Raw genomic sequence first — 25,595 nt, 5'->3', positions numbered from 1 at the left:
GTTAACCATTCACCATTTTTCCCAGACTGGTCATATCAAGAATGTGCAGATCACGCCCTGTCCGGGCTATCACCTTTTGTCTGGCTAATTCATTTAATTCGCGTGTTACCGCCTCACGATGGGTGCTGAGGCGACTAGCGAGCTCCGCGTGAGTTGGTATCGGGGAGATTACGCCTCGATTCGGTGCTGCTGGATGCGTTTTCGCAAGGCGTAGAAGCTCCGTACGAATACGGTCCGAAACTTTCAGTGTGCTAAGACTATAAACCCTGTCTATAAGATGCCTTACCTGACTTGTCAATCGCTTCAGAACAGCTAAATATACCTCTCTGTTTGAATGAGTGAGATCCAGGAAAGATTGTGTCGGCAGGGAGGCCAACACTGAATCTTTTTTAGCAATCACAGTTGCCGAACGAGTATGACCGTCAATTGCCGCCAGTTCTCCAAACATGTCTCCACTCGATAAGTCGTACAAAATAACCTCATGACCTTCCCGGGAATAATAGATAACCTGTATCATGCCTTGCACAATAAAAAAAGTACTATCATGCGGTTGCCTGATAATGACTTTCCCAGCCGCATATCTGTGCCAGTGGCAGTAGACAGCCACTGCTTCCAGCTCCGCAGGCGATAGATTTTGAAGTTCTTCGATACCTGCAAGTGGCCTGCCGCCTCGTTCAGCTGATGTATTTGCCGCGGCCATTCCCAACTCCTATTTTTTTAAATCGTTGAGTACACTACCGCCGCAGCCAACACAGCAACTTGTCAACTCCTCCATCGACGCGGTCCCTGATAGATTTTCAAACATTGTATGAGCGCAACGGTGAGGTCCAGATTCAGTCCTTCGGTAGAGGTCGGACGATGTTGCCCAGCAGCGCCCCCGCACTGGGATCTTCATTAGCCGCGCGCTTCTCTTTCGCCGCTGATTCATGTCGTTCTCCTTTAGAATTAAGAGTTATCCCTATACGGGCCTTGGTGAGTCCAGATCACGCATACAGTCGCGGCTCGGATTGAGGTATTGCACTCCTGAACCAAAGTGCGCAAAAGCGCAGGAATCAGTACGCCATCTACGCAGAACTATTAATGAGCCCGCCGGTATAACCGGAATTGCCGATGAGAGGGAAACCGCTTTTCTGGCGGAACGGATAATGAAAAAGAAAGGAAACCACACATGTATGCAGCCCATCTACTTAGCGCTATGGATGCGCCTGTGTCTGCTTCACGCATAATGCAAGCATGAAGCTCCGGCGAAAACTCATCCTGTTGGCTCTGGCGCCGCTCCTGCTGGTGCTTTGCACAGTTGCCTTGATGGTCAATCACCAGTCGGTCGACCTGGCTCGGGAGCAGCGTGAAGTAATCGAGCCGGCGTATCTCGCCAGCAAGCAGGACGAACTCAGGAACTACCTGATGCTGGCGCAGCATGCCATCGCCCCGCTGCATGGATCAGGCCGCACGGATGAAGCGGCACTGTCCGAAGCGAAGGACATCCTGCACCGGCTGGACTATGGAAATGACGGTTATTTTTTCGTGTACGACCTGCAAGGAAATCTGCTCGTGCATTCGCGCAAGCCGGAAATGATCGGAAAAAACAGGCTGGATTACCGCGACATCAATGGCTACCCGACCATCGCGATGTTGATCAGGAAGGCCCGCGAGGGGGGCGGCTTTGTTCAGTATGCAACGGAAAAGCCATCCACCGGCAAACCCGCCGTCAAGCTTACCCGCGCCGTCCTGCTCCCCAATTGGGGATGGGTACTCGGCACGGGCATCTACCTGGATGATGTGCATGGCGTGTTGGCGAAGGTGGATGAACAGGTGGCCGTCAACAACTACGACACTCTGCTGTGGATCGGCGTGGCCGCATCGCTGAGCATGGCAGTCATCATCGTCTGCGGCCTCATGCTCAACATCAGGGGTCGGCGCGAGGCGCAGGAAAAGGAGCGAGCCTGGCTGTCGCGCGAGCTGCACGACGGGATCTGTCAGCGGCTGGTGGCTGCCAGGCTACAGGCGAGTACCGGCCTCATCCAGCTTGCGGATGTCCCAGCGCCCTATACCCGGGCGAAAACAACGTTCCGGTATCTGGAGAGGGATTTGAGAGATGTCCTGCGGGAGACGCGGGAAATCTCCCATGGCCTGCATCCCATGATCCTGAAGGACCTCGGACTGTCGGCAGCGCTGCGCCAGCTTGTACATGACATGGATGACATCGTCACCCCTATGCACTTCCGCGCTCGCGGCCGGGTCGAAGGTCTTCCCATGGGCGCTATTCTCGCCTTCTATCGCCTCGCCCAGGAATGCCTGTCAAACGTCAAGCGGCATTCGGGTGCCAGCAGGGCAGTGCTGCGCCTGACAGGGAGCAGGCGCGCGGTGAGACTCATCACATGGGACAACGGCATCGGGTCCGATCCGGAACGCATAACTTCTGGTCACGGCTGCGGGGCAGGTTTGCACAACATGAAAGCCCGCGTGGAAGAAGCGGGCGGGTCGCTGACCATTACCTCCAGGCCAGGCAGCACGAAGGTCACCGCCACCATTCCCCGACCCCTTTTACAACGACTGATACCCAAAAATCATGCCCAACCTCCCCATTAAGATAATGATCGTCGACGATCACCCCATATTCCGGCACGGCATGCGAGGCCTGCTCGAAACCCAGACTTCCTTTAGGGTGATGGCGGAAGCCAGAAGCGCCAAGGAAGCGTGGAGTCTTCTGGAGAAAACGGATATCGACCTCGTACTGCTGGATATCAACATGCCAGGCACGGATGGCATCGAACTGGCCTCCCGGCTTCGAGCCCGTTATTCGCGGCTCCTCATACTCATGGTCACGATGCATAAGGAGGATGCGTACATCCGCCGGTCAATAGCGGCAGGAGCAAATGGTTACGTGATAAAAGATGCTGAATCGCGGGATATTTTTAAGGCGATTCGTACGGTGGCGGGGGGAAACAGGATTTTTCCAGATAAATACCAACCCGAACCGGATCTGACGCTGAGCGAGAAGCGGGTGCTGTGGCTCACCGGCCACCACAAATACGATACCGCCAGGATCGCAGCCAGAATGGAGATAGTCGAGGCCACCGTAAATACCCACCGGCACAATATCTGGCAGAAACTGAAGGCGGTCCTCCCGGAAGAGGAAACGAGCAATCCCAATCTGCTCGTCATCCTGGGGGTGGAATATCGCTTTCGCTGCCCAGAGTATCCATCGGAATGATCCTTGCTGCCGGAAGCAGCAGACAGCAACTTTCGGTCGCCCTGGGCAGGCACTGACGGGCGCATTATCCAAATAGTTGAGGTTTTTTTTAAGGAGAACGAATCCTGGAGGCCTGGTATCAGTGAATATTGATTGGAATATTCATATATTGATATCAACAATACCCCTGCTACATTTGTGCCCACTGCGGGTTTTAATAAATCCCTGTAGACTTGTCAGGACATGAAAAAAGAGCACAAACGTTATAGTTACTACGTTTGTGGCCTTCTTCTTTGGATACTTTTGGTGGGCGGTACTGGGATCGAACCAGTGGCTTCCACCGTGTGAAGGTGGCACTCTACCGCTGAGTTAACCGCCCATCGGTTAGTCGACAGATAACCGGTTGGGGAGGCGCAATTAGAGCATAAACACGCGCTTTCGGTCAACGCGACCCGGCCCCTGCAAGCGATGTAATCCGACGGCGAGCGACGTAAGTCACGGCTGACCCGGTATTTCACGTAAAATAGCGGGCTTTCACCTCGGCAAGTCCATCCCCTCATGATCCGCACCCGTTTCGCTCCCAGCCCCACCGGCTATCTCCACATTGGCGGCGCACGTACCGCGCTGTTTTCCTGGGCTTATGCCCGCAAGCACGGCGGCAAATTCGTTCTTCGGATAGAAGATACCGATCTGGAACGCTCCACGGCGCAATCGACTCAGGCGATACTTGATAGCATGGCCTGGCTGGGGCTCGATTATGACGAGGGGCCGTTTTACCAGATGCAACGGTTGGCTCGCTATCACGAAGTGGCGGAACAGTTGTTGCGTTCAGATAAGGCGTATTACTGTTACGCCAGCAAGGAAGAGCTGGATGCCATGCGCGAGCAGCAGCGCGCGGCGGGTCTGAAGCCGCGGTACGACGGGCGCTGGCGTGATTCAAGGCAAACGCCGCCCGCAGGGGTGAAGCCGGTGGTGCGGCTGAAGAGTCCGCAGGAAGGGGAGGTGACATTCAGCGATTTGGTGAAGGGTGACATTACCGTAGCTAACAGCGAACTTGACGACCTCGTGTTGTTGCGCGCCGATGGCGTGCCGACTTACAACTTCGGCGTGATGATCGATGATCTGGATATGAATATCACCCATGTGATTCGAGGCGACGATCACGTCAACAACACGCCGCGCCAGATCAATATCCTGAAAGCCCTCGGGGCCCCATTGCCGCAGTACGCCCATGTGCCGATGATACTGGGGCCCGATGGCGAGCGGCTGTCCAAACGCCATGGCGCGGTTTCGGTAATGCAGTACCGCGAAGACGGCTATCTGCCCGAGGCGCTGATAAATTATCTTGCCCGTCTCGGCTGGTCGCATGGTGACGAAGAAATATTCAGCCGCGAACAACTGGTCGAATGGTTCGATCTTTCGTCGATCAACCGTTCGCCGGGCAAATTCAATCCGGAAAAACTGCAATGGCTTAACCAGCAATATCTGAAGATGGCGGACAGTGCGCGACTGGCTGAATTGGTGGCGCCCTTTCTTGAGGAAAACGGTTGCAACACTTCAGCGCCCGGCTTGCCAGACCTGCCGAACGTGGTAAATCTGCTCAAGGAACGGGCCACTACCGTCGCAGAGCTGGCGGATGCCGCGGTATATTTCTTCCGCCCACTGGAGCCTGCTCAGGAACTTAAGGCGCAGCATTTCACCCCGGAAGCCAGGCCCGTCATTCTCGAACTGAGGGAGAAGTTTGCCGCAGTCGAATGGGAAAGCCACGCCATTCACGACGCAATCAAGGCTGCCGCCAGCGCTTCCGGCATGAAGATGCCCAAAATAGCTATGCCGTTGCGGGTAATGGTGACAGGGACAGCGCAAACCCCGTCCATCAATGCAGTGCTGGAGGTACTTGGCAGGGAGGAGACGCTGAAGCGCATGGACGACCAGTTGACAGGTTTTCCAGCCTGATTTTGCGGACTCAGCATATGGCCGCACGCAACCCGCGTTTTATGCGTTCATACTATACTGACGCTTTACGTTGACTGGGCTGGGACGGCTCAGTATAATTCGCGTTCATTTTGTCGGGGGTATAGCTCAGCTGGGAGAGCGCTTGCATGGCATGCAAGAGGTCAGCGGTTCGATCCCGCTTACCTCCACCAGTTTCAGGCACTCGCAACGGTAGCAAGCAGTTTTATTAGTCTTTTTGTCCCCATCGTCTAGTGGCCTAGGACATCACCCTTTCACGGTGAGTACAGGGGTTCGAATCCCCTTGGGGACGCCAGTTCATCCTCAACTGCTTGAGTAGAAATTATACCCGAGCAATCAACAGGTTCAGTTTTCATGTGTCGCATACTGTTACACGTGAAGGGTGGACACGGCTTCTCAAATTCACGTATTCAGCCGCAACGGGACATACTATTTCCGCAGGCGCGTTCCTAAAGACCTCCTAAGTCTTTACCCCTCCTCTCAAATGATTTTCAGCCTTAAAACCAAGGACCGGAGGGAGGCGGAGAGACTTGCACGCATTGAATCCATTAGGCTCGTTCAGGAATTTCAACGGCAGAGGAGTTATCTCGCTGCCCATGCACTGGGCAATCTGCCCACAAAGATATTGAGCGTATATGCAGGTCACGCGGGAAGCAATGTTGGGAGCACCTGTGGTTCGGGCCCTTGGTTGCGCGATTAGCTGAAGAGATGGAGCGGTTAAAGCACGAGGTATTGAAAGCTGTAAACCTTTGAAGCCGCCAGCCGTAAAGAAGTTGGAACAATTTCTATTGAGAAGAAAAATGATACCGGATTATCAGACATTGATGCGCCCTGTGCTTGAGTGCGTCGCAACCGGGGAAAATTCCAATGCTAGCGTTGTAGAGAAACTGGCAGATCGGTTTAAGTTAACCGGCGAAGAGCGCGCCGAACTTCTTCCTAGTGGCAAACAGACAAGATTCACTAATCGAGTCCATTGGGCGAAGAGCTACCTCAAACAGGCTGGGCTGGTTAGCAGTACGCGCAGGGGATATTTTGTGATTACTGACAAGGGACGTGCTGCCCTTGCAAATACTTCCAACGTAATCAATAACGCATTTCTTGAGCAATTCCCGGACTACCAAGATTTTAAAAACCGAGCTAGGGAAGCAGATATCGATTTAACTTCCCCTCTAGCAGAAATTTCGGAATCACTGGCTGAGCCTTCGACGCCGGATGAAACCCTGCGCGAGGCTCATCGGAAGATTACCGCCACCCTCGCAAGCGAATTACTAGATCGTCTACGGAACAGTCCCCCAGCTTTCTTTGAAAAACTGATTGTTTCGCTTCTCTTGGCAATGGGATATGGGGGGACTTCTAAAGAGGCGGGGCGAGCACTAGGAAAGAGTGGCGATGATGGGATCGATGGTGTGATCGATCAAGACCCGCTGGGAGTGGATCAGGTTTACTTGCAGGCTAAACGCTATGCAGAGGGGAATAATATTGGAGCAGGAACTATACGGGATTTTTACGGGGCTTTGAGCCTCAAGCGTGCCCACAAGGGAATTTTTGTTACTACCTCAGCTTTCAGTCAATCCGCAGTACAGACCGCTCGGGATCTCCACTCGCGCATCGTGCTCATTGATGGCATTCAGTTAGCTCAACTAATGATCAGGTACAACATAGGCTGTAGAAATGAAGAAGTGCTGTACCTAAAGAAGGTTGATGAGGATTTCTTTGAGTAGATTCCTGTCACTTACCATCCAAATTCTTTGATGTTCAGGCATATTCCATATACGCATTTCTGGCCGTTACGGGTTCGGCCGCCAGTGACGTAAGCGTTGCATGCAGTTGTTTTGTTGACGAGCTTCTTCGCGCCGAGGCGTCGTCTAAAACTTCTTGCGTCTTCACGGCTCAGGTAACCAACAACCATCCCCTCTATATCAACCCGGATCGCCTTGTCATCGTAAGGATTGTCATTCTCCGGAATGAGGAATGCACGATATTCCTTGCTGCGAACATGCTCGTCATTGGCTCCAGCCAATAACTTTATCGCCGACTGATAATGCAGTTCCCCAACGATGTCGAATTCATCGGAATGCTCCGGCCACTCATAAACATTCTGGGGAATCGGGTTTTTGCGCAGAGGCATATGGGATGAAACTCGGGATTGATACAAAAACCAGCAGACGGCAATAAGAATGACGGCTACGAAAAATTCAAACACTCTTGGCTCCTTATCGGGGGAGTGGCAATAGCGCCACTGCAAGACCGATTTTACGAGCCTGGATCGTCTGCCGCCTACTGTACCAAGGTACACCGGCGAGAGAATGTAATTACTAAAATCTTTTGCCTTGATAAGGGCGGAACAATTCGAAATTTTTCGTCCAATAAAAAACCCGCCGAGGCGGGTTTTAAAAGGCGGAGGATAAGCTGGTAAATCAGATCTACAACTTGTCAACTGCATCCTTGACCGCTTCCTTCGCGTCTCCCACTCCTTTCTGTGCTTTGCCTTCCCCTTGTTTGGCGAGGCCCTTTATTTGCTGTTCTTCACTTCCTGTTAACTTGCCGACTTCTTTTTGTACTTTACCGGCGGCATCCTTCGCTGTCCCTTTGACCTGATCTTTATTCATGATAAGTTCTCCTTTGAAGGAATTGAGTAACAAGGAACTCAGATTACCAGATGAGCTTTACTCAGACTGTTCGGTAGGACACACACTCATTATCTTTCGCAGCTTCTGAAGCCGGCAGGATTCGCGTGACGCGGGAATTCCTTCAGTTCGACAAATGAAAAACCCGCCTGATCGGCGGGTTTTTATTGTAGAGCGAGTATTCTCAGGCCGATTCTGCTACTTCTTCACCGGCTTAGTAAGATCTTTTTAATCATCTATGACATTCAAGGTGCCCGGCAGGTGGATATTCTTGGGATGGAGTTGGCACCAAATGACGAAGGCACCGACTTTGTCAGCCTTGAATGTGATGGTTTTGGTTTCCCCAGCCTTGATCACTTCCTTGATTCCATATTCATCGATCGAAAATCCCTCGCTGATAGGCGATTTGTTGTTTATGGTAATCTTTACGGAATCCCCTTTTTCTACAACCAGGGTCTCGGGCTCATTGAGAACATTAAAAGCGCGAATGTTCTTGACAGTTACCCCTTCAACGTTAAGCTCGGGAATCGTGGTGTCATAGGCATTGATAACAACCGTGAATTTCTGGTCCTTTGCCTGCGCAGTTCCTACTAACAACAACCCTAACGCAAGACCTGCAAACACTGTTTTGGTTATTTTCATCATTACTCTCCTTTCCTCAAGGTTACGTTTTAATTAATTGGCATCGAAGGAGCAATACTCTAAATGGGATAATCGCGGATGTCAATCGCAAGCTGTCCCAGGAAATATGGACTCGAGGTGCGATTTTCTGCCCGCTTGGTCAACCAGGGCACTCGAGCGTATCCGGCATCCAAGATTGTCGAATTGGCTGCCCGGATAAATGTTGAAGACGTCAGGCGTGCCGTAGAGGCGGTCTCTTTCGACGCCGCCTCAACACAAAAGTCCGTCATCAGCGGGTTTGGCAGGGGCAGGATAGTACGCCGGGCTGCCGGTATATTCCGTGTATGTTCAATCGTTCTTTGCGCTCGGCAATCTCCTTGGCGAGCGTACCGTCGGCCCTCGTGACCGGCATTGTGAAGAAGAGGGCCGACCTGTCCAGCTGTGGTCCAACTTTCCGAATTCCCGAAACCACTTCTATGGGCGGGGCACGCATATCCCTTTGCAGTCAAGGCCATCTTTGGTGGGATCGCAATTGTCAGAGGTATCATCCACGCATACCATGCCACCAATACATTCAATTCTGGTCGGTCCACCACACGGTTGCTTGATTTTGCTCTGCTCGCCACCACCCGCGACACACTTGCCTGGACAGTTGAGGCCGTCTTTGGTGGGGTCGCACTTGTCTGCGGGATCATCGACGCACGACATGCCGCGCGGACAAGTTATGGCGCTGGGTCCGCCACAGGGCAATTGTTTCATTTTCCCGTCAGCGGATTTTGCCGTGGATTTTGATGTATCCGGCTCAGACATTCCATCCTGAGCATAAACAGCGCCGCTAAAACCGATCGTTATGGCAAGCAAGGCTATAAATCTGGCAGTCATGCTGAAAATCGAATAAGGTTTCATAGATGGCTCCAATTAAGAAATGGGCGTCGGAAATTCCCTCTTCTTGTTCGCTATCGTTAACCAGTTTTATCCAGAGGGATATTAAAAACAGTAAAAACAGCATAAGTCCCAAATAATTTTAGGAATGGGGGTTGCATGGTTCTGTGCGGTGCCGCACCATTTGCAGAGTTTTCATTCGGGTGGAAGCAGCTTCGCAGTTATCTCTTGACGGCCTTTGATGGTCGTGAATTCAAGGAATCATCGGCATGAAGTTATTGACAGCACTGAGCGAGGGTTGGAGCAATGAAGAACTGAAAGCTTCGGTTGAAGCTTACGTCGAGATGCAGCGAAACGAGCGGGCAGGGCATCTCATCATAAAACAACACTACTACAGTAAACTGGCGAAGACGTTCGGCCGAAGTGAAAAGGCGTTCGAGCAGCGCATGCAAAACATTTCGTATGTGCTCTCGCTAATGGGGCGCAGTTGGCTGACGGGTCTGAAACCGGCAAAAAACGTGGATGCCGATATCGCGGATCAGATCGAAAAATTGCTTACCCAGCTTGAAGGGCAAAAAGTGGCGCGCATTGCTGCTTTCGAGATTACGGTGCGAGAGAAAGCCCGGCAAAAGAACGATCACAAGCCAAGCGGCAATCAGAACCCGAAGCCCAGGCGTGTACTGGTCACACAATTTCAACGGGACGCGGCAGTTAAAGCCTGGGTTTTACAACAGGCGGAAGGTATTTGCGAATGCTGTGAGAAACCCGCGTCGTTCAGGGGAACCGACGGCCTGCCTTACCTGGAATTGCACTACGTTCGGCAATTGGCGGAGGGAGGGGCGGACACGGTGTCAAATGCGGTTGCGCTTTGCCCCAATTGTCACCGGGAAATACATTACGGCGCCAACGCTCAGGCATTGGCAGCCTGGCTATACGATAACGTCCCCAGATTAAGCCTGGACTGAGCTGGATAGCGTGCTTTTACCGCTACATTTTCTTGCGAGAATGGGCTATATGATTTATTGTAGAGTAACTTATGCAAAGTAACTGTGGCGGCTGTTTTGTAGCAACATCGTGCAGGCGTAGTCAGATCAGGCTGGAGGATTAACTCGAATAACACATTCATCCAATTCAAGGATACCCCATGACAAAAAAAATCAAACCATTGACATTAATTACGGCAGTATTGGCTTCGATAGCATCGATTTCTACTTATGCAGCGCCGGTCGCAACGCCTGGAACAGAAGGTTTGCCGATCTTTGCCAGCACGGCGGATACTGTGGCGACAATCTACCAGGGACATTCCGCAACTTACGGTAATGACCTCTATCTCATGCTGGATTCCTCGGGGAACCCAGGTAACGATGGCGATCTCTCCAATGATCTGTTTGTCTTCAACAATTTTGGTTCGACTGTCGGCGAGACCAAAAACCTGGGGCCATTTGCAAGCGGAACAGAGTTGATGTTTCGCTTGCATGTAAACAATACAGGTCAGGATTTTTTTACCGGGCCGGCTTCAAGCAACGCAGATGGACAAGTTCATGCAAGGGTTGAGCAGAATTGGCTACCGAATACAACGCTGGTGAGTTTCGAAGATCTGTACGATACCACTGGCAATTCGAGCGAATATAACGATTTGAGTTTTTCCCTGACCAATACCTCTACATCTCTGGTACCGGAACCTCATGTTTATGCAATGATGTTAGCGGGTCTCGGTTTTGTAAGCATGGTGATCAGGCGCCGTAAAAACGATGACGTTATCGGCGGGTCGCATTGCAACTCATAGCAACCCTCCGGATTTAGAGGCGTTTCCAAGATGAGTGGGCCGCAGCCTGTGTCTGCGGCCGCTGCTTTTACGGTTCTACACCAGTTGAGCCGGAACTCACTCGCCGTATAAGCGCATCGCTGAGGGCTTGTTCAGAGACCTGAGTTCACATACAGCGTCTTGCAGCGCATTTCGAAAATCCATATCCAGCAAATGGCGGATTTTCAATGCTACGATGAGTTGATTGTCGTTCTTCGTCCTGCTCCAGTGCTCCATTTGCAAGCTTTTCTCTATTGCGTCCGCTCGTCTCTCATCGGAAAGGTAAAAGAAATCACAGCAGCATTTGCGTTCCGAAGCGAGAGCGGGGGGTGTTCTGCAGTAGGCGCAGGCGGCGAAAAGTGCAGCTGAGGGCGTCGAGAGAGGTTCGAAGCCAATCTCCACGGTATTTACAGCCGAGTGTTCATTGGCCGGTTTTACACCGATAATCAGCGCTGCATAGCTTCTGTTCGTGCTACTGTCACGAACCTGGCCGAGAGTCGCAGCGCAAATCCGAATTTGCAAAAGGAGTGTTTGCAGTCCAAAGCCGCGCCACTCCTTTTTTACATAACACATTCCCAGTTCTTTCTCGCTTGGATCGGCAAGATCAAAAACGCCTGCGCCAGCCATGAAATTCCCGACAGCATTCTCCACTACGAAAAAAAGCCCATTCTCAACGGCTGACTTGAACTTGTCATAGGGTCGCGATAGCAAATTTGCCGATTCTTCCAGCGGCAGATTTCTGATCGCCTCGCCATATTCCGCCAATATATGTTCAAGATCGCCGAGGCAGGCGGCCCTGATCGTTGCATGCATTGTCACCATGTCCGGGCTCCTGTTGCGCTGTTTGCGCTCTTAAGTTCCGCCAATCCACTTTTACATATCGAATCCCAATCCAGTTCAACGTTCCCGCCCCTTCCAAACGCCGGCACGCGGTATCTTCATTCGTACACCCGGACACACGCGCGGCTTTTGAACGGAAGAGCCCGGTCTTTGTTAATCGCCAGGTAGCGACAGCGCTATATAAGGGCGACAGGACGAAAAATCAATTCAAGGTACGGAGGCAATTCCGCTATTTTAATGAAGTGGCATTGCGTTTATTAAAGTAATGAATTGACATACAAGAGAAATTCATCTAAATATAACTCCATCATGCAAGCAATAGTATGATGTACGTTTGACGAATGGAGGCGTTTGGATAATGGTTACCATAGCGCAGTATCGGCAGATTTGCGGAGAGTGGAACGGTGATTTTGCGGAATTTTCGTGGATTGTCGAGCACGGCGATATTGCCGGGGTTTCGCAGCGCGCAATCGCGGATGAATTCGAGTTCGCCTCCTCGACGGTTTGCCGATGGGCGGCAGGCGAGGCGCTTCCCCACAAACGCATACAGAAACTGGTGGTAGCAAGCCTGGAGAAAAAAGCTCGGCGGCTTGAAAACGCTGCCGCCAACGCCGTGCCTTTACCGCGAAAAACCGCTGGTCATGAAGAGCCTCAAGGAGAGCCTCAGCCGCAGAGCTGAAACCAGGGCACTATGGGAAACGTAACCAGGCGAGCCGGTTTTATCATGCTTTCATGAGTGCATACGAAGTCAATTTTGATGGGCTGGTCGGGCCGACGCATAACTACAGCGGACTGGCAGAGGGAAACGTTGCGGCAAGGAAAAATGCGCTGACGGACTCGAACCCGCGGGAAGCGGCTCTGCAAGGCCTGGCAAAAATGAAACATCTTTCCGACCTGGGAATCAGGCAGGGCGTATTGCCGCCGCAAGATCGTCCCGCGGTCGATATGCTCAGGAAGCTGGGCTTTTCCGGTGATGATGCGAACGTCATTAACTTGGCGTCTGCGGCGGCGCCAGGGTTGTTGCGTGCATGCTGCTCGGCCTCCAGCATGTGGGTTGCAAACGCTGCAACCGTTTCGCCTGGCGCGGATACGGAGAATGCAAAAGTACACATAACGCCGGCGAATCTGCCATCCCAGTTCCATCGAAGCATCGAGCCATCGGCCACGGCCGGGGTTTTGCAACGCGTATTTAACGACGAGCGCTATTTCGAGCATCACGATCCCCTCCCGCCCAATCTTTATCTTGCCGACGAGGGTGCGGCCAACCACATGCGCCTGTGTCAAAGTCACGCCGAAGCGGGGCTGGAAATATTCGTGTTTGGCCGATCCGCGAATCGCGAAATGCCAAAACCGCGTAATTTCCCTGCGCGCCAATCCCTGGAAGCGAGCGAGTCCATTGCCAGGCTCCACCGCATCAGGCATTCAAAAGCACTGTTTGTACAGCAGAACCCTGTTGCGATCGATGCCGGCGCGTTTCACAATGACGTGCTTGCAGTGACGAACTGCAACGTCCTGCTCTATCACGAAGCGGCATTTTACGACCGGCTGGAGGTGGAGGAAAAAATAACAAGGGCTTGCGATTATCCGGTGCACTTCATAAGGGCGAACGAACCGGATATTACCCTTGCCGAGGCAATAAGCACTTATTTGTTCAACAGCCAGCTGATCAGTCTTGCAGACGGAAAAATGATGATCCTGGCGCCGTCCGAATGTCAGGAATCCGATTCGGCGCGGACTTTTCTCGAACGTGTCGTCCGGGATGCAGCCAATCCCATCACTCGCGTGGAATACGTGAATTTACGCCAGAGCATGAAGAACGGCGGTGGGCCGGCTTGCTTGCGGTTGCGTATCGTACTCGCCGAGCCGGAAATGGAGCGGGTAATGAAGAACAGCAGGGTTATTCTCGACGAGAATCTCTACAATGAACTTAAAGCATGGATCGAGAAACATTATCGTGACCACATCTCGCCGCCGGATTTGGCAGACCCCTTACTGCTTCGGGAGAGCCGAACCGCGCTGGACGAGCTTACTCGTATACTGGCGCTTGGGCAGATCTATGATTTTCAGAAACCATAGCTTGATCTCATGATAGGGTTGTAGACTGGTCTCACAAGGTTTTCCGGCAGGATTTCGCTGGTTGGCCGGATTTCAACAACGAAGCTCTGCAGGGGAGAAATTATGGCCATCACACTTAATCACACTATCGTGCCATCGCACGACAAGGTGGGGTCCGCAAGATTCTATTCGAGAATATTCGGTTTTGAATATGTCGGCGATTTTTCCCATTTTGTAGTTGTGAAGGTAAATGATACGCTTTCCCTCGATTTCGATAACAAGGAAAAGTTCGAATCGCTTCACTATGCATTCAAAGTATCGGAGCAGGAATTCGACGAGATATTCGATCGCCTGAAAGCGGAGAATATCAAATACGGCAGCGGTCCTTTCACTCCGGAAAACATGAGCATCAACCATAACGATGGCGGGCGCGGCGTCTATTTTCGCGACCCCAGCGGGCATCTTCTGGAAATGCTGACCGTGGATTATAAAATGCCCGAGAAGGCATGAACGGAAGGACGGGAAGAGCTTTCTATGGAGAACAAATACTGCCGCGTCTACAGCGACGGATTTGTCCGTTTTATGCTATCCCGCGGCCTCGCCTGCGCGTTCCATGCTGTTGCTTTCCTCGCGTTGTCCGATCACCTGAAATGGCTGCGTATCAGGATAATGCTTCCGACTCCAGGAAATGATGGCCGTCAGTACAGGCGACAGGCTCTCTCCCTTCTCCGTCAGGAAACACTCATAGCGTACAGGGCTCTGTTGGTAAGGCTGTCTGGTAATCAGTCCCGCGGCTTCCAGTTTCTTCAGCCGATGCGCGAGTATATTGGACGCGATTTTTTCCGGCGAGGACAAAAACTCCTGGTAGCGTCTCTTGCCTAGAACCAGATCCCGAATGATCAGCAGCGTCCATTTATCGCCAAAAATATCCAGCGCATTCGTAAGCGGGCAGCAGGACCGTTCAAAAGCTGAATTTACTTCCACCACCCCAGGGTCTTTCATAAGCTTGCTTACCAGGAAAAATTGTCGAGTAAATACTATAGTATAGTTACTTGCAATTTGCAATATATTAAGATAAGCTGCGTTCGCTTGCTTATTGAAAGTCATTTGATACTCAAAAAATCAGGATTGCGCCCGTATTTTTCTTAACGCGCTGGCATATTACCGGCGTTATTGGAGTAAAAAATGTCAGACAAATCATCTTGTGCCGGCCGTGAAGGACCCATAGACAAATCCCTTCAGCCGCTATTGATCCACGGCTTGAAAGGCATTGAAAAAGAAGGGCTTCGTATCACGCCGAGGGGATCGATCTCGCTGTCGCCTCATCCGGTTCAACTGGGCGCTGCATTGACTCATCCCCATATTACGACAGATTATTCCGAGGCACTGCTGGAGTTGATTACGCCGGCATTATCCGACGAAAGCAAAATGTTGGGTTTTCTGACGGACCTGCACAAATATGTGTGTGTAAATATCAATGACGAACTGCTGCTGGCAGCAAGCATGCCTATAGGTGACCTAGGGGAAATTTCCATCGCCCGCTACGGCACATCCAACGTGGGGAGGATGAAGCATCTATACCGGCAGGGCCTCAGCTACCGCTACGGCCGTTGCATGCAAATTATCGCCGGAATTCATTTCAACTACTCACTTCCGGAAGCCTTCTGGCCGCAATACCAGCAAGTCATGAAGCATAACGGCGACCTGCAATCGTTTACGGCTCATGCCTATATGGGAATGATCAGGAATTTGCAGCGTTTTGGCTGGCTTATTCCTTATTTGTTTGGTTCGTCCCCGGCGGTCAGCAAAAGCTTCATGGATAGCCGCAACTCCGCCTATTCCGCTGCATTGGAAAAATTTGACGAGACCTCGTATTACAAGCCTTTTGCCACCTCTTTGAGGATGAGTGAGCTGGGCTATGCAAGTCCCGTTCAGGCGATGTTTCATATCTCCTTCAATAATCTTGACGAGTACATAGGTGACCTGAGCAGAGCCACATCGATTCCTTATCTGGATTATGAAAGAGTGGGAACCAAGGTGGGCGACCAGTACCGTCAACTAAATACCAATTTCCTGCAAATCGAGAACGAATATTACACGTCAGTGCGGCCCAAACAGGTGACAAGGCCCAATGAGAGGCCGCTGCAGGCATTGAGAAGCAGGGGTATTCAATATATCGAAGTACGTTCGTTGGATATCGACGTCTTCGAGCCAGCGGGAATCTCCATTGAAACCGCCCGGTTTCTTGAAGCCTTCAGTCTGCTCTGCCTGTTCTCCCGAAGTCCCGCTCATGGCGTGAAGCAGTATGAGGAGATTAACCACAATACATTGTCTGTCGCCAACAAGGGACGAGATCCCGCATTGAAGTTATTGAATAACGGACGGAAAGTTCTACTGCGGGACTGGGCATCGATGCTCTGCGAGCAAATGCAGGAGATCTGCGAGGTGCTGGATAATGGCAATAGCGATAAACGTTACACGAGAGCGCTGCATAAACAAATGGAAGTCATTCGCTATCCCGATTTAACTTCTTCCGCAAGAATGCTGGCGGAAATGAGGGACCAGAGGCTGTCGATTACCGACCTGGTATTGCAGAAATCCCGCGAATACAAAAGTTACTTTCAGAATTCCGGACTGGATGCTTCGATAAAGAAAGATTTTGATTTGCAGGTTGAAGCATCGCTTGAGCAACAGGAACGATTGAACAACGCCACCGAAATTCCTTTTGATAAATACCTGAGCGATTATTTTTCTCAGGACGGCGCGGCCAGCAAAATTTACTCGCCGGAGCACGTTTCTCCTGGCTCGGGGTATGGTAATAATGGCCATGCTGCAAAGCGCTCTTGCTAACGGCTTGAGCAGGGATTACCTGAGAAATTACGTTGAGCGGGTCAAGCGGCAATATTATCCGGATTTGCAGCCGGCCTGATGTGGACTAAAGCCTCATCGAAAGCTCACAAGCGGAATTGTTATGATCGCGCACGAACGTTTGCATTACCACCTATACTGTTAATGGCGCGTGGCTGATGCTTTCAGATCTGGTAATAAATAAGAATAAAAAATAATAGCTCAGCCAATGGCTCGTTAAAATTTAAAGGCTATCGCGTAGCAGGAGACATTTTATGTTCGGCATGTTCAACGATACCCCTGTAGTCGGCAAGGCCAATGCATTAATCGAACGCCCGCCGCAGGACATATTCAATTTCGTTGGCGCAAATTTCCTGAAAAACTATCCCCGGTGGTCGCCGGAAGTCGTTGAATTGAAACCGATTACCGAAGGACCGGTGAAAGTGGGAACCGTTTGTAAGCAGGTTCGCGTTGATCAGGGTAGACGCTCGGAGTCGACATTCAAGGTCATGGCTTTTCAACCGAGCAAGCGCATTTGCTTCGAGGGGGTATCCAACCCCTATCGCTGTGATTATATTTTTGAAGCAACCAGCCCTGCATCTGCAAGCCGTATTACCTTTACTTTCGAACTGCTTAGTCTCGACATGTTCATGAGGCCTTTCGAGAAGCTTATCCGGGTTGCGGTCCAGGAGGGTACCGAAAAAACGGTAAAAAATATCAAGAAACTGGTTGAAGCAGAGGTTGCGGCTCCTGACCATAACTGATCCTGTCCATTTAATTTATTTTTCTATTGGCATCGGTTTACTAAACTTAAATGGAATATAGGAGAGAATAATGCTTTTCGTGGATCATAAGGACTCCGGATTAATCCCCAGAATTCTGTGCGCTATTCTGGATTCCTGCGTCAATGGCGTAACGCTGGCCGATCCCGACATGGAAGATATGCCGCTTGTTTATGCCAACAGCGCATTTACCATGATGACGGGCTATACGAATGAAGAAACCATCGGAAAAAATTGCCGTTTCCTGCAGGGCGCGGACCAGAATCAAGTGGAGAGAATCCAGCTGCACGAAGCGATAAAAAATACGCAAGCCGCCGAGGTTACGCTTAGAAATTATCGAAAAAATGGGGAGTTGTTTTATAACCGCCTGTCGATTACACCATTGTTCGATTCCAGTGGGCGCGTGCTCTATTATCTGGGCGTGCAATATGATGTAACCAAACAGATTCTTGCCGAGGCGGAAATCAAACGGCTGAATGATCGTCTGGAGGCCTTGGCGAAATAAGCCATGATTTTGACCGTACGGTAGTCCTCAAGCTCCTTTTTTATTCCATTGCATTCTTGCCCGGCTCCATCTTTTAGCCGCTACCGAGAAGTGGCTTTCAATGTGGGCGCTTCCTTATGCGTCTCCCCATGCTTTAGTGCCTGTCCCCTGGATATTACCGAGTCGATAGCGGCGTCGACATGGCATTCACTTTCGTATAAGGTTCATCCCGGCAGGTACCGGAAAACCAGGGTCAATGCCGGGAGATGTTAAAATAACCGTCATCTGCTTATTGCTGAGCTTCCGCATGATCCCTTAAAATTCGTGTAGCGCTCGGAAGACCGGGTAGGACCGCGATGACAGACGAGTGTCCGGACTCATCGCCAGCGCAAGGTCGTCAGTTCATTCTGATTCATGTCTCAAGAAGAACCTGAGTGCTTGTTATGTATCAGTAAAGCAATTTATTCCAAGGGAGGCGTTCGTGAAGAATAGCCTGGTTGCGGGCATCGTTATGATTACAGTGCTCGCAGGATGCAGTAGCGTACCCGAAAGAGGTGGCGCTAAGGTCGTGCATGTGCCAGGGGCTCAAGTAGACCTCGGCAATACGCCAATGGTAAAAAAAACTCTGTATGCCCAGTACAATCAATGGAAAAATACCAGGTATCAAATGGGTGGCTTGAGCAGAAGCGGTATTGATTGCTCCGGTTTCGTTCACGTGACGTTCAAAACGAAACTTGGCGTCGTGTTGCCGCGATCGACAGAGTTTCAGGCACAGTTGGGCGAGAGTGTACACAAAGATCAGTTGCGGGCAGGTGATCTGCTTTTTTTCAAGACCGGCATAAAGGACAGGCATGTAGGCATATATCTGGAGGACGGCAAGTTTCTCCATGCCTCAACGAGCCAGGGCGTCACCATCTCCGAACTGGATGAAAGCTACTGGAAGTCCGCATACTGGAAGGCGAAGCGGCTAGATATCTGATGCGTTATCTTTCCGCAGATCTCCCTGGTCGCGCTATGATGCGCTGAATCAGCCTCACTTATCGCCGGTGCCCTATTTTTCCCTGCCTTCCCGGTATTCTGCCGCGATTTACTGCATCTCATCGCATTTAGCCGTATTTGAACGCATCCGTTTGTGCGTGACCTTTTTGCCGGGTGGCGGATGAAGCGGGGTCGGCCGCTGCTTTCCAGAGTAAACAATATCAGGGCATCATGTCATTAGCCTGGCTCGTCATTCTGCCGTTCGCAGGCAGCCTCTGTGCCGCATTTGTCCCATCGCATGCCCGCAATGCGGCAGCCTGGCTCGCGGGTACCGTCGCGGTTGCCTGTATTGCCCTCGGGATACAGTTCTACCCCCAGATAGCCGAAGGGGAGGTGGTGCGGGCAACATTTCAATGGGCGCCGGCGGTGGGACTGGATTTCAAGCTGCGCATGGACGGCTTCGCATGGCTCTTTGCGATGCTGGTAACCGTGATGGGCGCGCTGGTAATACTGTACGCGCGATACTACATGGCGGCACAGGATCCGGTACCGCGTTTTTTCTCGTTCTTTCTCGCTTTCATGGGCGCGATGCTCGGCGTGGTGCTATCGGGCAATCTGATTCAACTGGTTGTGTTCTGGGAATTGACCAGCCTGACATCGTTCATGTTGATAGCATATTGGTATCACCGTTCCGACGCGCGTCGCGGCGCCCGCATGGCGCTGACCGTCACTGCGACGGGCGGACTGTGTCTTCTGGCGGGAATGCTGATACTGGGGCGCATTGTGGGCAGCTACGATCTGGACGTCGTGCTGGCTTCGGGTAATCTTGTCCGTGCCCATTCCTGGTATCTGCCGGCGCTGATCCTGATTGCGCTGGGCGCGCTGACCAAAAGCGCTCAATTTCCGTTTCATTTCTGGCTGCCGCATGCAATGGCGGCCCCAACACCCGTATCTGTCTACCTGCATTCCGCGACCATGGTCAAAGCGGGTGTATTTCTGCTGGTACGGTTATGGCCGGTGCTCGCCGGCACCGAAGCCTGGTTCTGGATTATCGGCAGCGCAGGTCTTTTCTCACTGGTGCTGGGCGCATATGCGGCGATTTTTCAACAGGACATGAAGGGCGTGCTGGCTTACTCGACCATAAGTCACCTTGGCCTGATTACGCTGCTGCTTGGTCTCAACAGTACGCTTGCGTTGATTGCAGCCATATTTCATATTATGAACCATGCGACATTCAAGGCTTCGTTGTTCATGGCTGCGGGCATGGTCGACCACGAAACCGGGACGCGTGACCTCTCCCGGCTGAGCGGACTGTATCGGGCGATGCCTATTACCGCCACGCTTGCCGTGGTTGGGGCGGCATCGATGGCGGGCGTGCCATTGTTCAATGGCTTCCTCTCCAAGGAGATGTTTTTCGCTGAAACCACATTTGTAAGCGGTAATGTGATTACGCGTATTGGCTTGCCTACGATGGCTGTGATTTGGGGTACGTTCAGCGTTGCGTATTCGCTACGGTTTATCCTGCAAGTATTTTTTGGACCGGCAGCCAAAGATCTGCCAAAAAAGCCGCATGAGCCGCCACGCTGGATGCTGCTTCCCAGTGGGCTGCTGGTGACAGCCTGTCTGGTGGTGGGGATGTTTCCCGCAACCATTGAGCCTTACCTGGATATAGCGTCGCGATCCGTACTGGGACCGGGCATACCATTTCATAGCCTGGCGGTATGGCATGGCTTGAATCTGCCACTCATCATGAGCCTGCTGGCAATGGCCGGCGGCGTCGCGCTATATCGGGCTCTGGGCAAATACCAGCAGGGCACGGCGGTGGTGCCGCTGATCAATCGTTTCGATGGGCAAAGCATTTTTCAATTCCTGCTAAAAAAACTTGAATCATTCGCCGGGACCTTGACGCGATGTTTGTCCACCGAGCGCCTGCAAGTGCAATTGCTGCTTCTGATTTGCGCGGTATTTGCGAGTGCGTTGATACCATTCTCAAATGGGGGATTGCCGGCGGGCAACCAGCCCGTGGCGCCGGTCCATCCCGCATTCGCGCTCATGTGGCTGGTCGGCGGGGCTTGTGCAATAGGCGCAGCAACGCAGGCCAAGTATCATCGCCTGGCAGCGCTGAGCCTGTCGGGTGGCGCCGGGCTGGCCACCTGCATGACTTTTGCCTGGTTTTCCTCACCTGACCTGGCGCTGACGCAACTTATTGTGGAGGTGGTAACGCTTGTCCTGCTCCTGCTTGGGTTGCGCTGGCTTCCGCCGCGTTATAAATCCGTTGACGATAAAGTCGTTCCGCTCCAGACGCGTCTCCGCGCCCGAACCCGGCGGCTCCGCGACATGGCGCTGGCCCTTGTTGCCGGGGCAAGCTTATCCGCGTTGAGCTATGCAGTGTTGACCAGGCAGGCGGGGGAGGGCATTTCGAACTTCTTCCTGGAAAATTCACTGCCGCTGGCCGGCGGCTCCAACGTGGTCAATGTGATCCTTGTCGATTTTCGCGGCTTTGATACGCTCGGCGAGATCACGGTACTGGGCATCGTGGCATTGACCGTCTTCGCGCTGCTGCGGCGATTCAGACCGGCTCCCGAGAGCATGGGGCTACCGGTCCAGCAGCAGGTGCAGGACGCGCAAATCCCCGGGTGGACGCCAGATCCGCGTGCCTTGCTGCCCGAGGGACCGATGATGCTGCCCGGTGTGCTCGTGCAGTTGCTGCTGCCGATTTCCGGCATGGTGGCGGTTTTTTTTCTACTGCGTGGGCATAATGAACCCGGTGGCGGGTTTGTGGGCGGACTGATCGTGGCAACGGCGGTTATTCTGCAGTACCTTGTGGGAGGCACTGCCTGGGCGGAATCCCGTACCCGCATTTTCCCGCAATACTGGATCTCCGCCGGGCTGTTATGCGCGGCGGGAGCAGGCTTGTCAGCCTGGCTGGTATCGCGCCCATTTCTGTCAGCCATGGCTTGGCATGCGCGCTTGCCTGTGATCGGGGAGGTGCATCTTTCCACCGTATTGCTGTTTGATCTGGGTGTCTTTCTGTTGGTGATTGGCGCCACGGTGCTGATCCTGGTGGCGCTCGCCCACCAATCGCGGCGCGGACACCGCAAGCCAGCCACTGCTCATGAGGAACCTGAGGCCGCGGTGCCGGCAGCTACGCCCCGCGTGGCGGAGATTACAGCCGACCTTGCGCAGCCACACCCGATCTCGCATGCCTGGGCCCCGGCCCCAGCCCCTAAGGAGGGCTAATGGAAATTACCTATGCTTTGGCCATCGGTGTATTGACAGGGTCGGGCGTATGGCTGCTGCTGCGTCCGCGTACTTTCCAGGTCATCATGGGCCTCTCTTTGCTTTCGTACGCGGTAAATCTGTTCATTTTCGGTATGGGACGGATCATGGAAGGCGGCGCCCCCATCATCGATACGCTCAAGCAGATCGATCCATCCCTTTACGACGATCCAGTGCCCCAGGCGCTGGTGCTGACAGCGATCGTGATCGGCTTTGCTACGACAGCGCTGTTTCTGGTCGTGTTGCTCGCTTCTCGCGGCTTGACAGGCACCGATCACGTTGATGGCGATGAGTCGGAACCATGAACGATTGGACGCAGCTGCTGCAGCATCTTCCCGTATTTCCGATAGTCATCCCGCTGGTGGCGGGTGCGTCGATGTTGCTGTTCGTCGAAGCGCGGCGCACCACACGCACCATTATCGCGCTTATTGCCACACTCGCAAATCTGGGGGCGGCGGCTGGGCTGGCCTATGTGGCAAGCGGAGCGATGCCCGGGCTCTGGCCCGAGGGGATCGCCGTTTACCTGCTGGGTGGCTGGGACGCGCCGTTCGGCATCGTGCTGGTGCTGGATCGCTTATCGGGGGTAATGCTGCTGCTCAATGCAGTGTTGGCGCTGACGTCACTGGTGTACGCGCTGGCGCGCTGGAAGAAGATGGGGCCGCATTTTCAATCGTTGTTCCAGTTCCTTGTCATGGGGATAAACGGCGCATTCCTTACCGGCGATCTTTTCAATCTGTTCGTGTTTATCGAAGTGCTGCTGGCTGCTTCCTACGGCCTGGTCCTGCACGGGCTGGGAGAGGTCCGGGTCAGGGCAGGCCTGCATTACATCGCCATCAATCTGGCTGGGTCCTTTATCCTTCTGATCGGTATTTCCTTGATCTACGGCGCAAGTGGAACGCTGAACATGGCGGACCTCGCTGCCCGCCTGCCGGCACTGGCGGAGGGTGACCGCATTTTATTTGAAATTGGTGCGGCGATCCTGGGCGTGGCGTTTCTACTCAAGGCTGGCGCTTGGCCGTTGAACTTCTGGCTTCCGTCTGCTTACGGCGCTGCCGCCCCCCCGGTGGCGGCAATATTTTCGATCATGACCAAGGTCGGCGTCTACGCGCTGCTGCGGCTGGGATCCTTGCTGGCCGGCCCATCCGGTGCCGGCGCGCCGGCTCCCTTCAGCGATGGCTGGCTGTTTGGAATTGGATTGATAACGCTTGCGCTGGGCACCGCCGGCACGTTGACCGCTCGTCAACCGCAGCGGCTTGTAGCATATTGCGTCATTTCGTCCGCCGGCACCCTGCTGACAGCTCTCGGGCTCGGCGGGGCCGGGATGAAGAGTGCGGCACTGTTTTATCTTGTCAGTTCGGTGCTGGCGACCGGTGCTTTTTTCATGCTGACCGAGATGATCGAGCGCACGCAGCGGTCAGGCGAGGGTGCCCAGGCTGAACCGTTTGAATCGTTTGGCCCGGAAGACCAGATTGATCCCTCGCTTCCTGATGAAGACGTGGGAATCGTGATACCGGCTGCCATGGCGTTTCTGGGTATGAGTTTCATTGCGTGTACGCTCCTGGTAACCGGGCTTCCGCCGCTCTCGGGCTTCATTGCCAAGTTCCTGCTTCTGTCAGCGGCGCTGGATTCTCCACTACTCGCGACACTGCCCGTATCGGTATGGGTGTTGTGGGCTGCAGTGCTTGGGTCGAGCCTGATTGGCGTTATCGCACTATGCCACATGGGCGTGCGGCTATTCTGGAGTTCGGAGGAGATCGTTACACCCCAGTTGCGCCTGATCGAAGCCGCCCCGGTGGCTGTGCTGCTGCTATTGACCGCAGCGCTGACTGCAGGGGTGGGTCCGGCCATGGATTACCTGACTCTTGCCGGTAGTTCTTTGTCCTCGCCGCAGATGTACATCGACGCGGTATTGACCGGTGGTCCCCCAATTGTTTCACATGAAATAAAGGGAGGTGGGCAATGAAGGGCTGGCCATCGCTGACGCTGTTCACAGCGTCCCTGTACGGCTTCTGGCTCCTGCTCAACGATACTTTTGCGCCCGGCCAGATGGTCCTGGGGCTGGTACTGACGATCGCCGTTGCGCTTGGAACGGCGGCCATGCGGCCACTACGCGCAAGGCCTCACCATCTATTCGCCGCGATCCGGTTGCTCTTCGTGGTGGTGGGCGATATCATCCGCTCCAATTTCGCTGTAGCAGGCATTATCCTGGGGTCAGTAAAACGGCGCTCCAATTCAGGCTTCATGAAGATTCCGATGGATCTGCGCGATCCATACGGGCTTGCGGTGCTCGCCTGTATAATCACGGCAGTGCCCGGCACCGTCTGGGCCGGGCTTTCGGCCGACGGCCGCGCCTTGACGATTCATGTGCTGGATCTACAGGATGAGGAAGCCTGGGTCCGCACGATCAAGTACCGCTACGAGCGTCCACTGATGGAGATTTTCGAATGACTGCACTGCTGCCATGGGCGATATCCTTTGCCTTGATTGCTTTCGCATTTGCCATGATCTGCGCCGCAATCCGCCTGCTGCGAGGACCGGCGGCGGAAGATCGCGTGCTGGCCCTGGACACCTTGTACGTCAATAGCATGATGACGGTACTGACGCTGGGCATCCAGTACGGGGCCAGGTTATATTTCGACATTGCCCTTTTGATCGCCTTGTTTGGTTTTGTCGGCTCGGCCGCGATGGCGAAGTTTTTGCTGCGCGGAGAGGTAATCGAGCCATGAGTGTCGAGAACATTCCAGCGTGGGCAGACTTGCTGGCTTCATCGCTGCTGGTATTGGGTTCGGTGCTGGCTCTGATCGGATCAGCCGGCTTGCTGAGGCTACCTGATTTATTTTCGCGAATACATGGGCCTACCCTGGGCAATACGCTTGGCCTGGGCTGTGTGTTGCTGGCGTCGATATTGATTGCCTCAATATCGGCGGGCCGGCTCGTTTTTCAGGAGATACTGATTACACTGTTTGTCGTGGCTACGTCGCCCCTCACCGCGATGCTGATTATACGGGCGGGAATGTACCGCGAGCGAGTTGACAGAGGGAAGAAAGCGACGCCCCAGCAGGATACAATGCATTGATTTCACGAAAACCATAACGTCGTGTCGAAAACAGTGCGGTGGCATGCGGCGATCCGTGGTAATTCACATGCTATCTTTCCAAGATATCAGCATATGGCAGTGACTTGGGCGCCCCCTGATCCTTACTCGTCCTCATCCCTTTTCGGCGAATCG

Annotated in this window: 27 protein-coding genes and 3 tRNA genes; 22 read left to right on the top strand and 8 right to left on the bottom strand. The window is 53.1% G+C overall.

Annotated elements, in window-relative coordinates; all coding sequences use genetic code 11:
• Nucleotide 1 precedes the first annotated feature (1 nt).
• Entirely contained in the window at nt 2–700 is a 699-nt protein-coding gene (locus BMZ14_RS04625; RefSeq protein WP_074795114.1) for a Crp/Fnr family transcriptional regulator, read from the bottom strand.
• A 533-nt stretch (nt 701–1,233) separates the two neighbouring features.
• Between BMZ14_RS04625 and BMZ14_RS04620 the strand changes: the two genes are divergently transcribed.
• Nucleotides 1,234–2,589 (top strand): cache domain-containing protein, encoded by a 1,356-nt coding sequence (locus BMZ14_RS04620; protein WP_074795112.1) that lies wholly within the window; start codon nt 1,234–1,236, stop codon nt 2,587–2,589.
• Between the two features lie 4 nt (nt 2,590–2,593).
• Nucleotides 2,594–3,214 (top strand): response regulator transcription factor, encoded by a 621-nt coding sequence (locus BMZ14_RS04615; RefSeq protein ID WP_177186906.1) that lies wholly within the window; start codon nt 2,594–2,596, stop codon nt 3,212–3,214.
• Nucleotides 3,215–3,497: 283 nt separating this feature from the next.
• On the opposite strand, the gene BMZ14_RS04610 is transcribed toward BMZ14_RS04615, so the two are convergent.
• Nucleotides 3,498–3,572: transfer RNA gene (locus tag BMZ14_RS04610), tRNA-Val, on the bottom strand.
• Nucleotides 3,573–3,751: 179 nt separating this feature from the next.
• Between BMZ14_RS04610 and gltX the strand changes: the two genes are divergently transcribed.
• From gltX to BMZ14_RS04590, 5 genes are all read left to right on the top strand, one after another.
• Complete coding sequence (gene gltX, locus BMZ14_RS04605; protein ID WP_074795107.1) at nt 3,752–5,149, top strand: glutamate--tRNA ligase; 1,398 nt, start codon at nt 3,752–3,754, stop codon at nt 5,147–5,149.
• 115 nt (nt 5,150–5,264) lie between these two features.
• A tRNA-Ala gene (locus BMZ14_RS04600) sits at nt 5,265–5,340 on the top strand.
• Nucleotides 5,341–5,386: 46 nt separating this feature from the next.
• Nucleotides 5,387–5,462 (top strand) — tRNA-Glu (locus tag BMZ14_RS04595).
• Between the two features lie 87 nt (nt 5,463–5,549).
• Nucleotides 5,550–5,867 carry a DUF6538 domain-containing protein gene (locus BMZ14_RS15595; RefSeq protein ID WP_371265577.1) on the top strand — a complete coding sequence of 106 codons (318 nt, stop codon included), beginning with the start codon at nt 5,550–5,552 and terminating at the stop codon, nt 5,865–5,867.
• A 49-nt stretch (nt 5,868–5,916) separates the two neighbouring features.
• Nucleotides 5,917–6,888, top strand: coding sequence for a restriction endonuclease (locus BMZ14_RS04590; RefSeq protein WP_218144975.1), 972 nt, complete (start codon nt 5,917–5,919; stop codon nt 6,886–6,888).
• Nucleotides 6,889–6,899: 11 nt separating this feature from the next.
• On the opposite strand, the gene BMZ14_RS04585 is transcribed toward BMZ14_RS04590, so the two are convergent.
• The 4 genes from BMZ14_RS04585 to BMZ14_RS04560 form a co-directional block, all read right to left on the bottom strand.
• Nucleotides 6,900–7,610 carry an HIRAN domain-containing protein gene (locus BMZ14_RS04585; RefSeq protein WP_143071881.1) on the bottom strand — a complete coding sequence of 237 codons (711 nt, stop codon included), beginning with the start codon at nt 7,608–7,610 and terminating at the stop codon, nt 6,900–6,902.
• A complete protein-coding gene (locus BMZ14_RS04580) occupies nt 7,591–7,776 on the bottom strand; it encodes a CsbD family protein (protein ID WP_074795102.1) in 186 nt (61 codons plus the stop codon). Before BMZ14_RS04580 ends, BMZ14_RS04585 begins: the two co-directional genes overlap by 20 nt.
• A gap of 246 nt (nt 7,777–8,022) precedes the next feature.
• A complete protein-coding gene (locus tag BMZ14_RS04575) occupies nt 8,023–8,439 on the bottom strand; it encodes a nitrosocyanin (protein ID WP_256208385.1) in 417 nt (138 codons plus the stop codon).
• 450 nt (nt 8,440–8,889) lie between these two features.
• Nucleotides 8,890–9,321, bottom strand: coding sequence for a hypothetical protein (locus BMZ14_RS04560; protein WP_074795096.1), 432 nt, complete (start codon nt 9,319–9,321; stop codon nt 8,890–8,892).
• A gap of 245 nt (nt 9,322–9,566) precedes the next feature.
• Between BMZ14_RS04560 and BMZ14_RS04555 the strand changes: the two genes are divergently transcribed.
• A complete protein-coding gene (locus tag BMZ14_RS04555; RefSeq protein ID WP_074795094.1) occupies nt 9,567–10,262 on the top strand; it encodes an HNH endonuclease in 696 nt (231 codons plus the stop codon).
• 179 nt (nt 10,263–10,441) lie between these two features.
• Complete coding sequence (locus tag BMZ14_RS04550; protein ID WP_074795092.1) at nt 10,442–11,083, top strand: PEP-CTERM sorting domain-containing protein; 642 nt, start codon at nt 10,442–10,444, stop codon at nt 11,081–11,083.
• A 96-nt stretch (nt 11,084–11,179) separates the two neighbouring features.
• Here BMZ14_RS04550 and BMZ14_RS04545 read toward each other — a convergent pair whose 3' ends face one another.
• The gene (locus BMZ14_RS04545; protein WP_074795090.1) at nt 11,180–11,923 is read right to left on the bottom strand and encodes a GNAT family N-acetyltransferase; all 744 of its coding nucleotides are present in this window, start codon (nt 11,921–11,923) and stop codon (nt 11,180–11,182) included.
• A 376-nt stretch (nt 11,924–12,299) separates the two neighbouring features.
• Between BMZ14_RS04545 and BMZ14_RS04540 the strand changes: the two genes are divergently transcribed.
• The 3 genes from BMZ14_RS04540 (at nt 12,300) to BMZ14_RS04530 (ending at nt 14,506) form a co-directional block, all read left to right on the top strand.
• Entirely contained in the window at nt 12,300–12,620 is a 321-nt protein-coding gene (locus BMZ14_RS04540; RefSeq protein ID WP_074795088.1) for a hypothetical protein, read from the top strand.
• A gap of 53 nt (nt 12,621–12,673) precedes the next feature.
• A complete protein-coding gene (astB, locus tag BMZ14_RS04535; RefSeq protein WP_074795086.1) occupies nt 12,674–14,017 on the top strand; it encodes an N-succinylarginine dihydrolase in 1,344 nt (447 codons plus the stop codon).
• Between the two features lie 102 nt (nt 14,018–14,119).
• Nucleotides 14,120–14,506 carry a VOC family protein gene (locus BMZ14_RS04530; protein ID WP_074795084.1) on the top strand — a complete coding sequence of 129 codons (387 nt, stop codon included), beginning with the start codon at nt 14,120–14,122 and terminating at the stop codon, nt 14,504–14,506.
• Nucleotides 14,507–14,581: 75 nt separating this feature from the next.
• Here BMZ14_RS04530 and BMZ14_RS04525 read toward each other — a convergent pair whose 3' ends face one another.
• Entirely contained in the window at nt 14,582–14,998 is a 417-nt protein-coding gene (locus tag BMZ14_RS04525; protein WP_074795577.1) for a winged helix-turn-helix transcriptional regulator, read from the bottom strand.
• Nucleotides 14,999–15,181: 183 nt separating this feature from the next.
• On the opposite strand from BMZ14_RS04525, the gene gshA reads away from it, so the two are divergent.
• From gshA to mnhG, 10 genes are all read left to right on the top strand, one after another.
• Complete coding sequence (gene gshA, locus BMZ14_RS04520; protein WP_074795082.1) at nt 15,182–16,846, top strand: glutamate--cysteine ligase; 1,665 nt, start codon at nt 15,182–15,184, stop codon at nt 16,844–16,846.
• 272 nt (nt 16,847–17,118) lie between these two features.
• A complete protein-coding gene (locus BMZ14_RS04515; protein ID WP_074795080.1) occupies nt 17,119–17,607 on the top strand; it encodes an SRPBCC family protein in 489 nt (162 codons plus the stop codon).
• 70 nt (nt 17,608–17,677) lie between these two features.
• Nucleotides 17,678–18,130: a PAS domain-containing protein gene (locus BMZ14_RS04510; protein ID WP_074795078.1), complete on the top strand. Its 453-nt coding sequence runs from the start codon at nt 17,678–17,680 to the stop codon at nt 18,128–18,130.
• Nucleotides 18,131–18,590: 460 nt separating this feature from the next.
• Nucleotides 18,591–19,088: an NlpC/P60 family protein gene (locus BMZ14_RS04505; protein ID WP_256208384.1), complete on the top strand. Its 498-nt coding sequence runs from the start codon at nt 18,591–18,593 to the stop codon at nt 19,086–19,088.
• A 230-nt stretch (nt 19,089–19,318) separates the two neighbouring features.
• On the top strand, nt 19,319–22,327 hold the full coding sequence (locus BMZ14_RS04500; RefSeq protein WP_074795573.1) for a monovalent cation/H+ antiporter subunit A: 3,009 nt from the start codon (nt 19,319–19,321) through the stop codon (nt 22,325–22,327).
• On the top strand, nt 22,327–22,671 hold the full coding sequence (locus BMZ14_RS04495) for a Na+/H+ antiporter subunit C (RefSeq protein ID WP_074795076.1): 345 nt from the start codon (nt 22,327–22,329) through the stop codon (nt 22,669–22,671). The genes BMZ14_RS04500 and BMZ14_RS04495 overlap by 1 nt, the downstream gene beginning before the upstream one ends.
• On the top strand, nt 22,668–24,329 hold the full coding sequence (locus BMZ14_RS04490) for a monovalent cation/H+ antiporter subunit D (RefSeq protein ID WP_074795074.1): 1,662 nt from the start codon (nt 22,668–22,670) through the stop codon (nt 24,327–24,329). The genes BMZ14_RS04495 and BMZ14_RS04490 overlap by 4 nt, the downstream gene beginning before the upstream one ends.
• Entirely contained in the window at nt 24,326–24,814 is a 489-nt protein-coding gene (locus BMZ14_RS04485; protein ID WP_074795072.1) for a Na+/H+ antiporter subunit E, read from the top strand. Before BMZ14_RS04490 ends, BMZ14_RS04485 begins: the two co-directional genes overlap by 4 nt.
• The gene (locus tag BMZ14_RS04480) at nt 24,811–25,092 is read left to right on the top strand and encodes a K+/H+ antiporter subunit F (RefSeq protein WP_074795071.1); all 282 of its coding nucleotides are present in this window, start codon (nt 24,811–24,813) and stop codon (nt 25,090–25,092) included. Before BMZ14_RS04485 ends, BMZ14_RS04480 begins: the two co-directional genes overlap by 4 nt.
• On the top strand, nt 25,089–25,442 hold the full coding sequence (gene mnhG / locus BMZ14_RS04475) for a monovalent cation/H(+) antiporter subunit G (RefSeq protein ID WP_074795069.1): 354 nt from the start codon (nt 25,089–25,091) through the stop codon (nt 25,440–25,442). The genes BMZ14_RS04480 and mnhG overlap by 4 nt, the downstream gene beginning before the upstream one ends.
• Nucleotides 25,443–25,595: the final 153 nt, after the last annotated feature.

The organism is Nitrosospira briensis (assembly GCF_900115125.1).
GTDB lineage: Bacteria > Pseudomonadota > Gammaproteobacteria > Burkholderiales > Nitrosomonadaceae > Nitrosospira > Nitrosospira briensis_A.
This window is presented reverse-complemented; position numbering and strand designations above follow the sequence as displayed.

What these genes read in the sequence shown, in the direction of transcription:
- BMZ14_RS04625 (WP_074795114.1), bottom strand. Translation starts at nt 700, where the DNA reads ATGGCCGCGGCAAATACATCAGCTGAACGAGGCGGCAGGCCACTTGCA.
- BMZ14_RS04620 (WP_074795112.1), top strand. Translation starts at nt 1,234, where the DNA reads ATGAAGCTCCGGCGAAAACTCATCCTGTTGGCTCTGGCGCCGCTCCTG.
- BMZ14_RS04615 (WP_177186906.1), top strand. Translation starts at nt 2,594, where the DNA reads ATGATCGTCGACGATCACCCCATATTCCGGCACGGCATGCGAGGCCTG.
- gltX (WP_074795107.1), top strand. Translation starts at nt 3,752, where the DNA reads ATGATCCGCACCCGTTTCGCTCCCAGCCCCACCGGCTATCTCCACATT.
- BMZ14_RS04585 (WP_143071881.1), bottom strand. Translation starts at nt 7,610, where the DNA reads ATGCAGTTGACAAGTTGTAGATCTGATTTACCAGCTTATCCTCCGCCT.
- BMZ14_RS04580 (WP_074795102.1), bottom strand. Translation starts at nt 7,776, where the DNA reads ATGAATAAAGATCAGGTCAAAGGGACAGCGAAGGATGCCGCCGGTAAA.
- BMZ14_RS04575 (WP_256208385.1), bottom strand. Translation starts at nt 8,439, where the DNA reads ATGATGAAAATAACCAAAACAGTGTTTGCAGGTCTTGCGTTAGGGTTG.
- BMZ14_RS04560 (WP_074795096.1), bottom strand. Translation starts at nt 9,321, where the DNA reads ATGAAACCTTATTCGATTTTCAGCATGACTGCCAGATTTATAGCCTTG.
- BMZ14_RS04555 (WP_074795094.1), top strand. Translation starts at nt 9,567, where the DNA reads ATGAAGTTATTGACAGCACTGAGCGAGGGTTGGAGCAATGAAGAACTG.
- BMZ14_RS04550 (WP_074795092.1), top strand. Translation starts at nt 10,442, where the DNA reads ATGACAAAAAAAATCAAACCATTGACATTAATTACGGCAGTATTGGCT.
- BMZ14_RS04545 (WP_074795090.1), bottom strand. Translation starts at nt 11,923, where the DNA reads ATGGTGACAATGCATGCAACGATCAGGGCCGCCTGCCTCGGCGATCTT.
- BMZ14_RS04540 (WP_074795088.1), top strand. Translation starts at nt 12,300, where the DNA reads ATGGTTACCATAGCGCAGTATCGGCAGATTTGCGGAGAGTGGAACGGT.
- astB (WP_074795086.1), top strand. Translation starts at nt 12,674, where the DNA reads ATGAGTGCATACGAAGTCAATTTTGATGGGCTGGTCGGGCCGACGCAT.
- BMZ14_RS04530 (WP_074795084.1), top strand. Translation starts at nt 14,120, where the DNA reads ATGGCCATCACACTTAATCACACTATCGTGCCATCGCACGACAAGGTG.
- BMZ14_RS04525 (WP_074795577.1), bottom strand. Translation starts at nt 14,998, where the DNA reads ATGAAAGACCCTGGGGTGGTGGAAGTAAATTCAGCTTTTGAACGGTCC.
- gshA (WP_074795082.1), top strand. Translation starts at nt 15,182, where the DNA reads ATGTCAGACAAATCATCTTGTGCCGGCCGTGAAGGACCCATAGACAAA.
- BMZ14_RS04515 (WP_074795080.1), top strand. Translation starts at nt 17,119, where the DNA reads ATGTTCGGCATGTTCAACGATACCCCTGTAGTCGGCAAGGCCAATGCA.
- BMZ14_RS04510 (WP_074795078.1), top strand. Translation starts at nt 17,678, where the DNA reads ATGCTTTTCGTGGATCATAAGGACTCCGGATTAATCCCCAGAATTCTG.
- BMZ14_RS04500 (WP_074795573.1), top strand. Translation starts at nt 19,319, where the DNA reads ATGTCATTAGCCTGGCTCGTCATTCTGCCGTTCGCAGGCAGCCTCTGT.
- BMZ14_RS04495 (WP_074795076.1), top strand. Translation starts at nt 22,327, where the DNA reads ATGGAAATTACCTATGCTTTGGCCATCGGTGTATTGACAGGGTCGGGC.
- BMZ14_RS04490 (WP_074795074.1), top strand. Translation starts at nt 22,668, where the DNA reads ATGAACGATTGGACGCAGCTGCTGCAGCATCTTCCCGTATTTCCGATA.
- BMZ14_RS04485 (WP_074795072.1), top strand. Translation starts at nt 24,326, where the DNA reads ATGAAGGGCTGGCCATCGCTGACGCTGTTCACAGCGTCCCTGTACGGC.
- BMZ14_RS04480 (WP_074795071.1), top strand. Translation starts at nt 24,811, where the DNA reads ATGACTGCACTGCTGCCATGGGCGATATCCTTTGCCTTGATTGCTTTC.
- mnhG (WP_074795069.1), top strand. Translation starts at nt 25,089, where the DNA reads ATGAGTGTCGAGAACATTCCAGCGTGGGCAGACTTGCTGGCTTCATCG.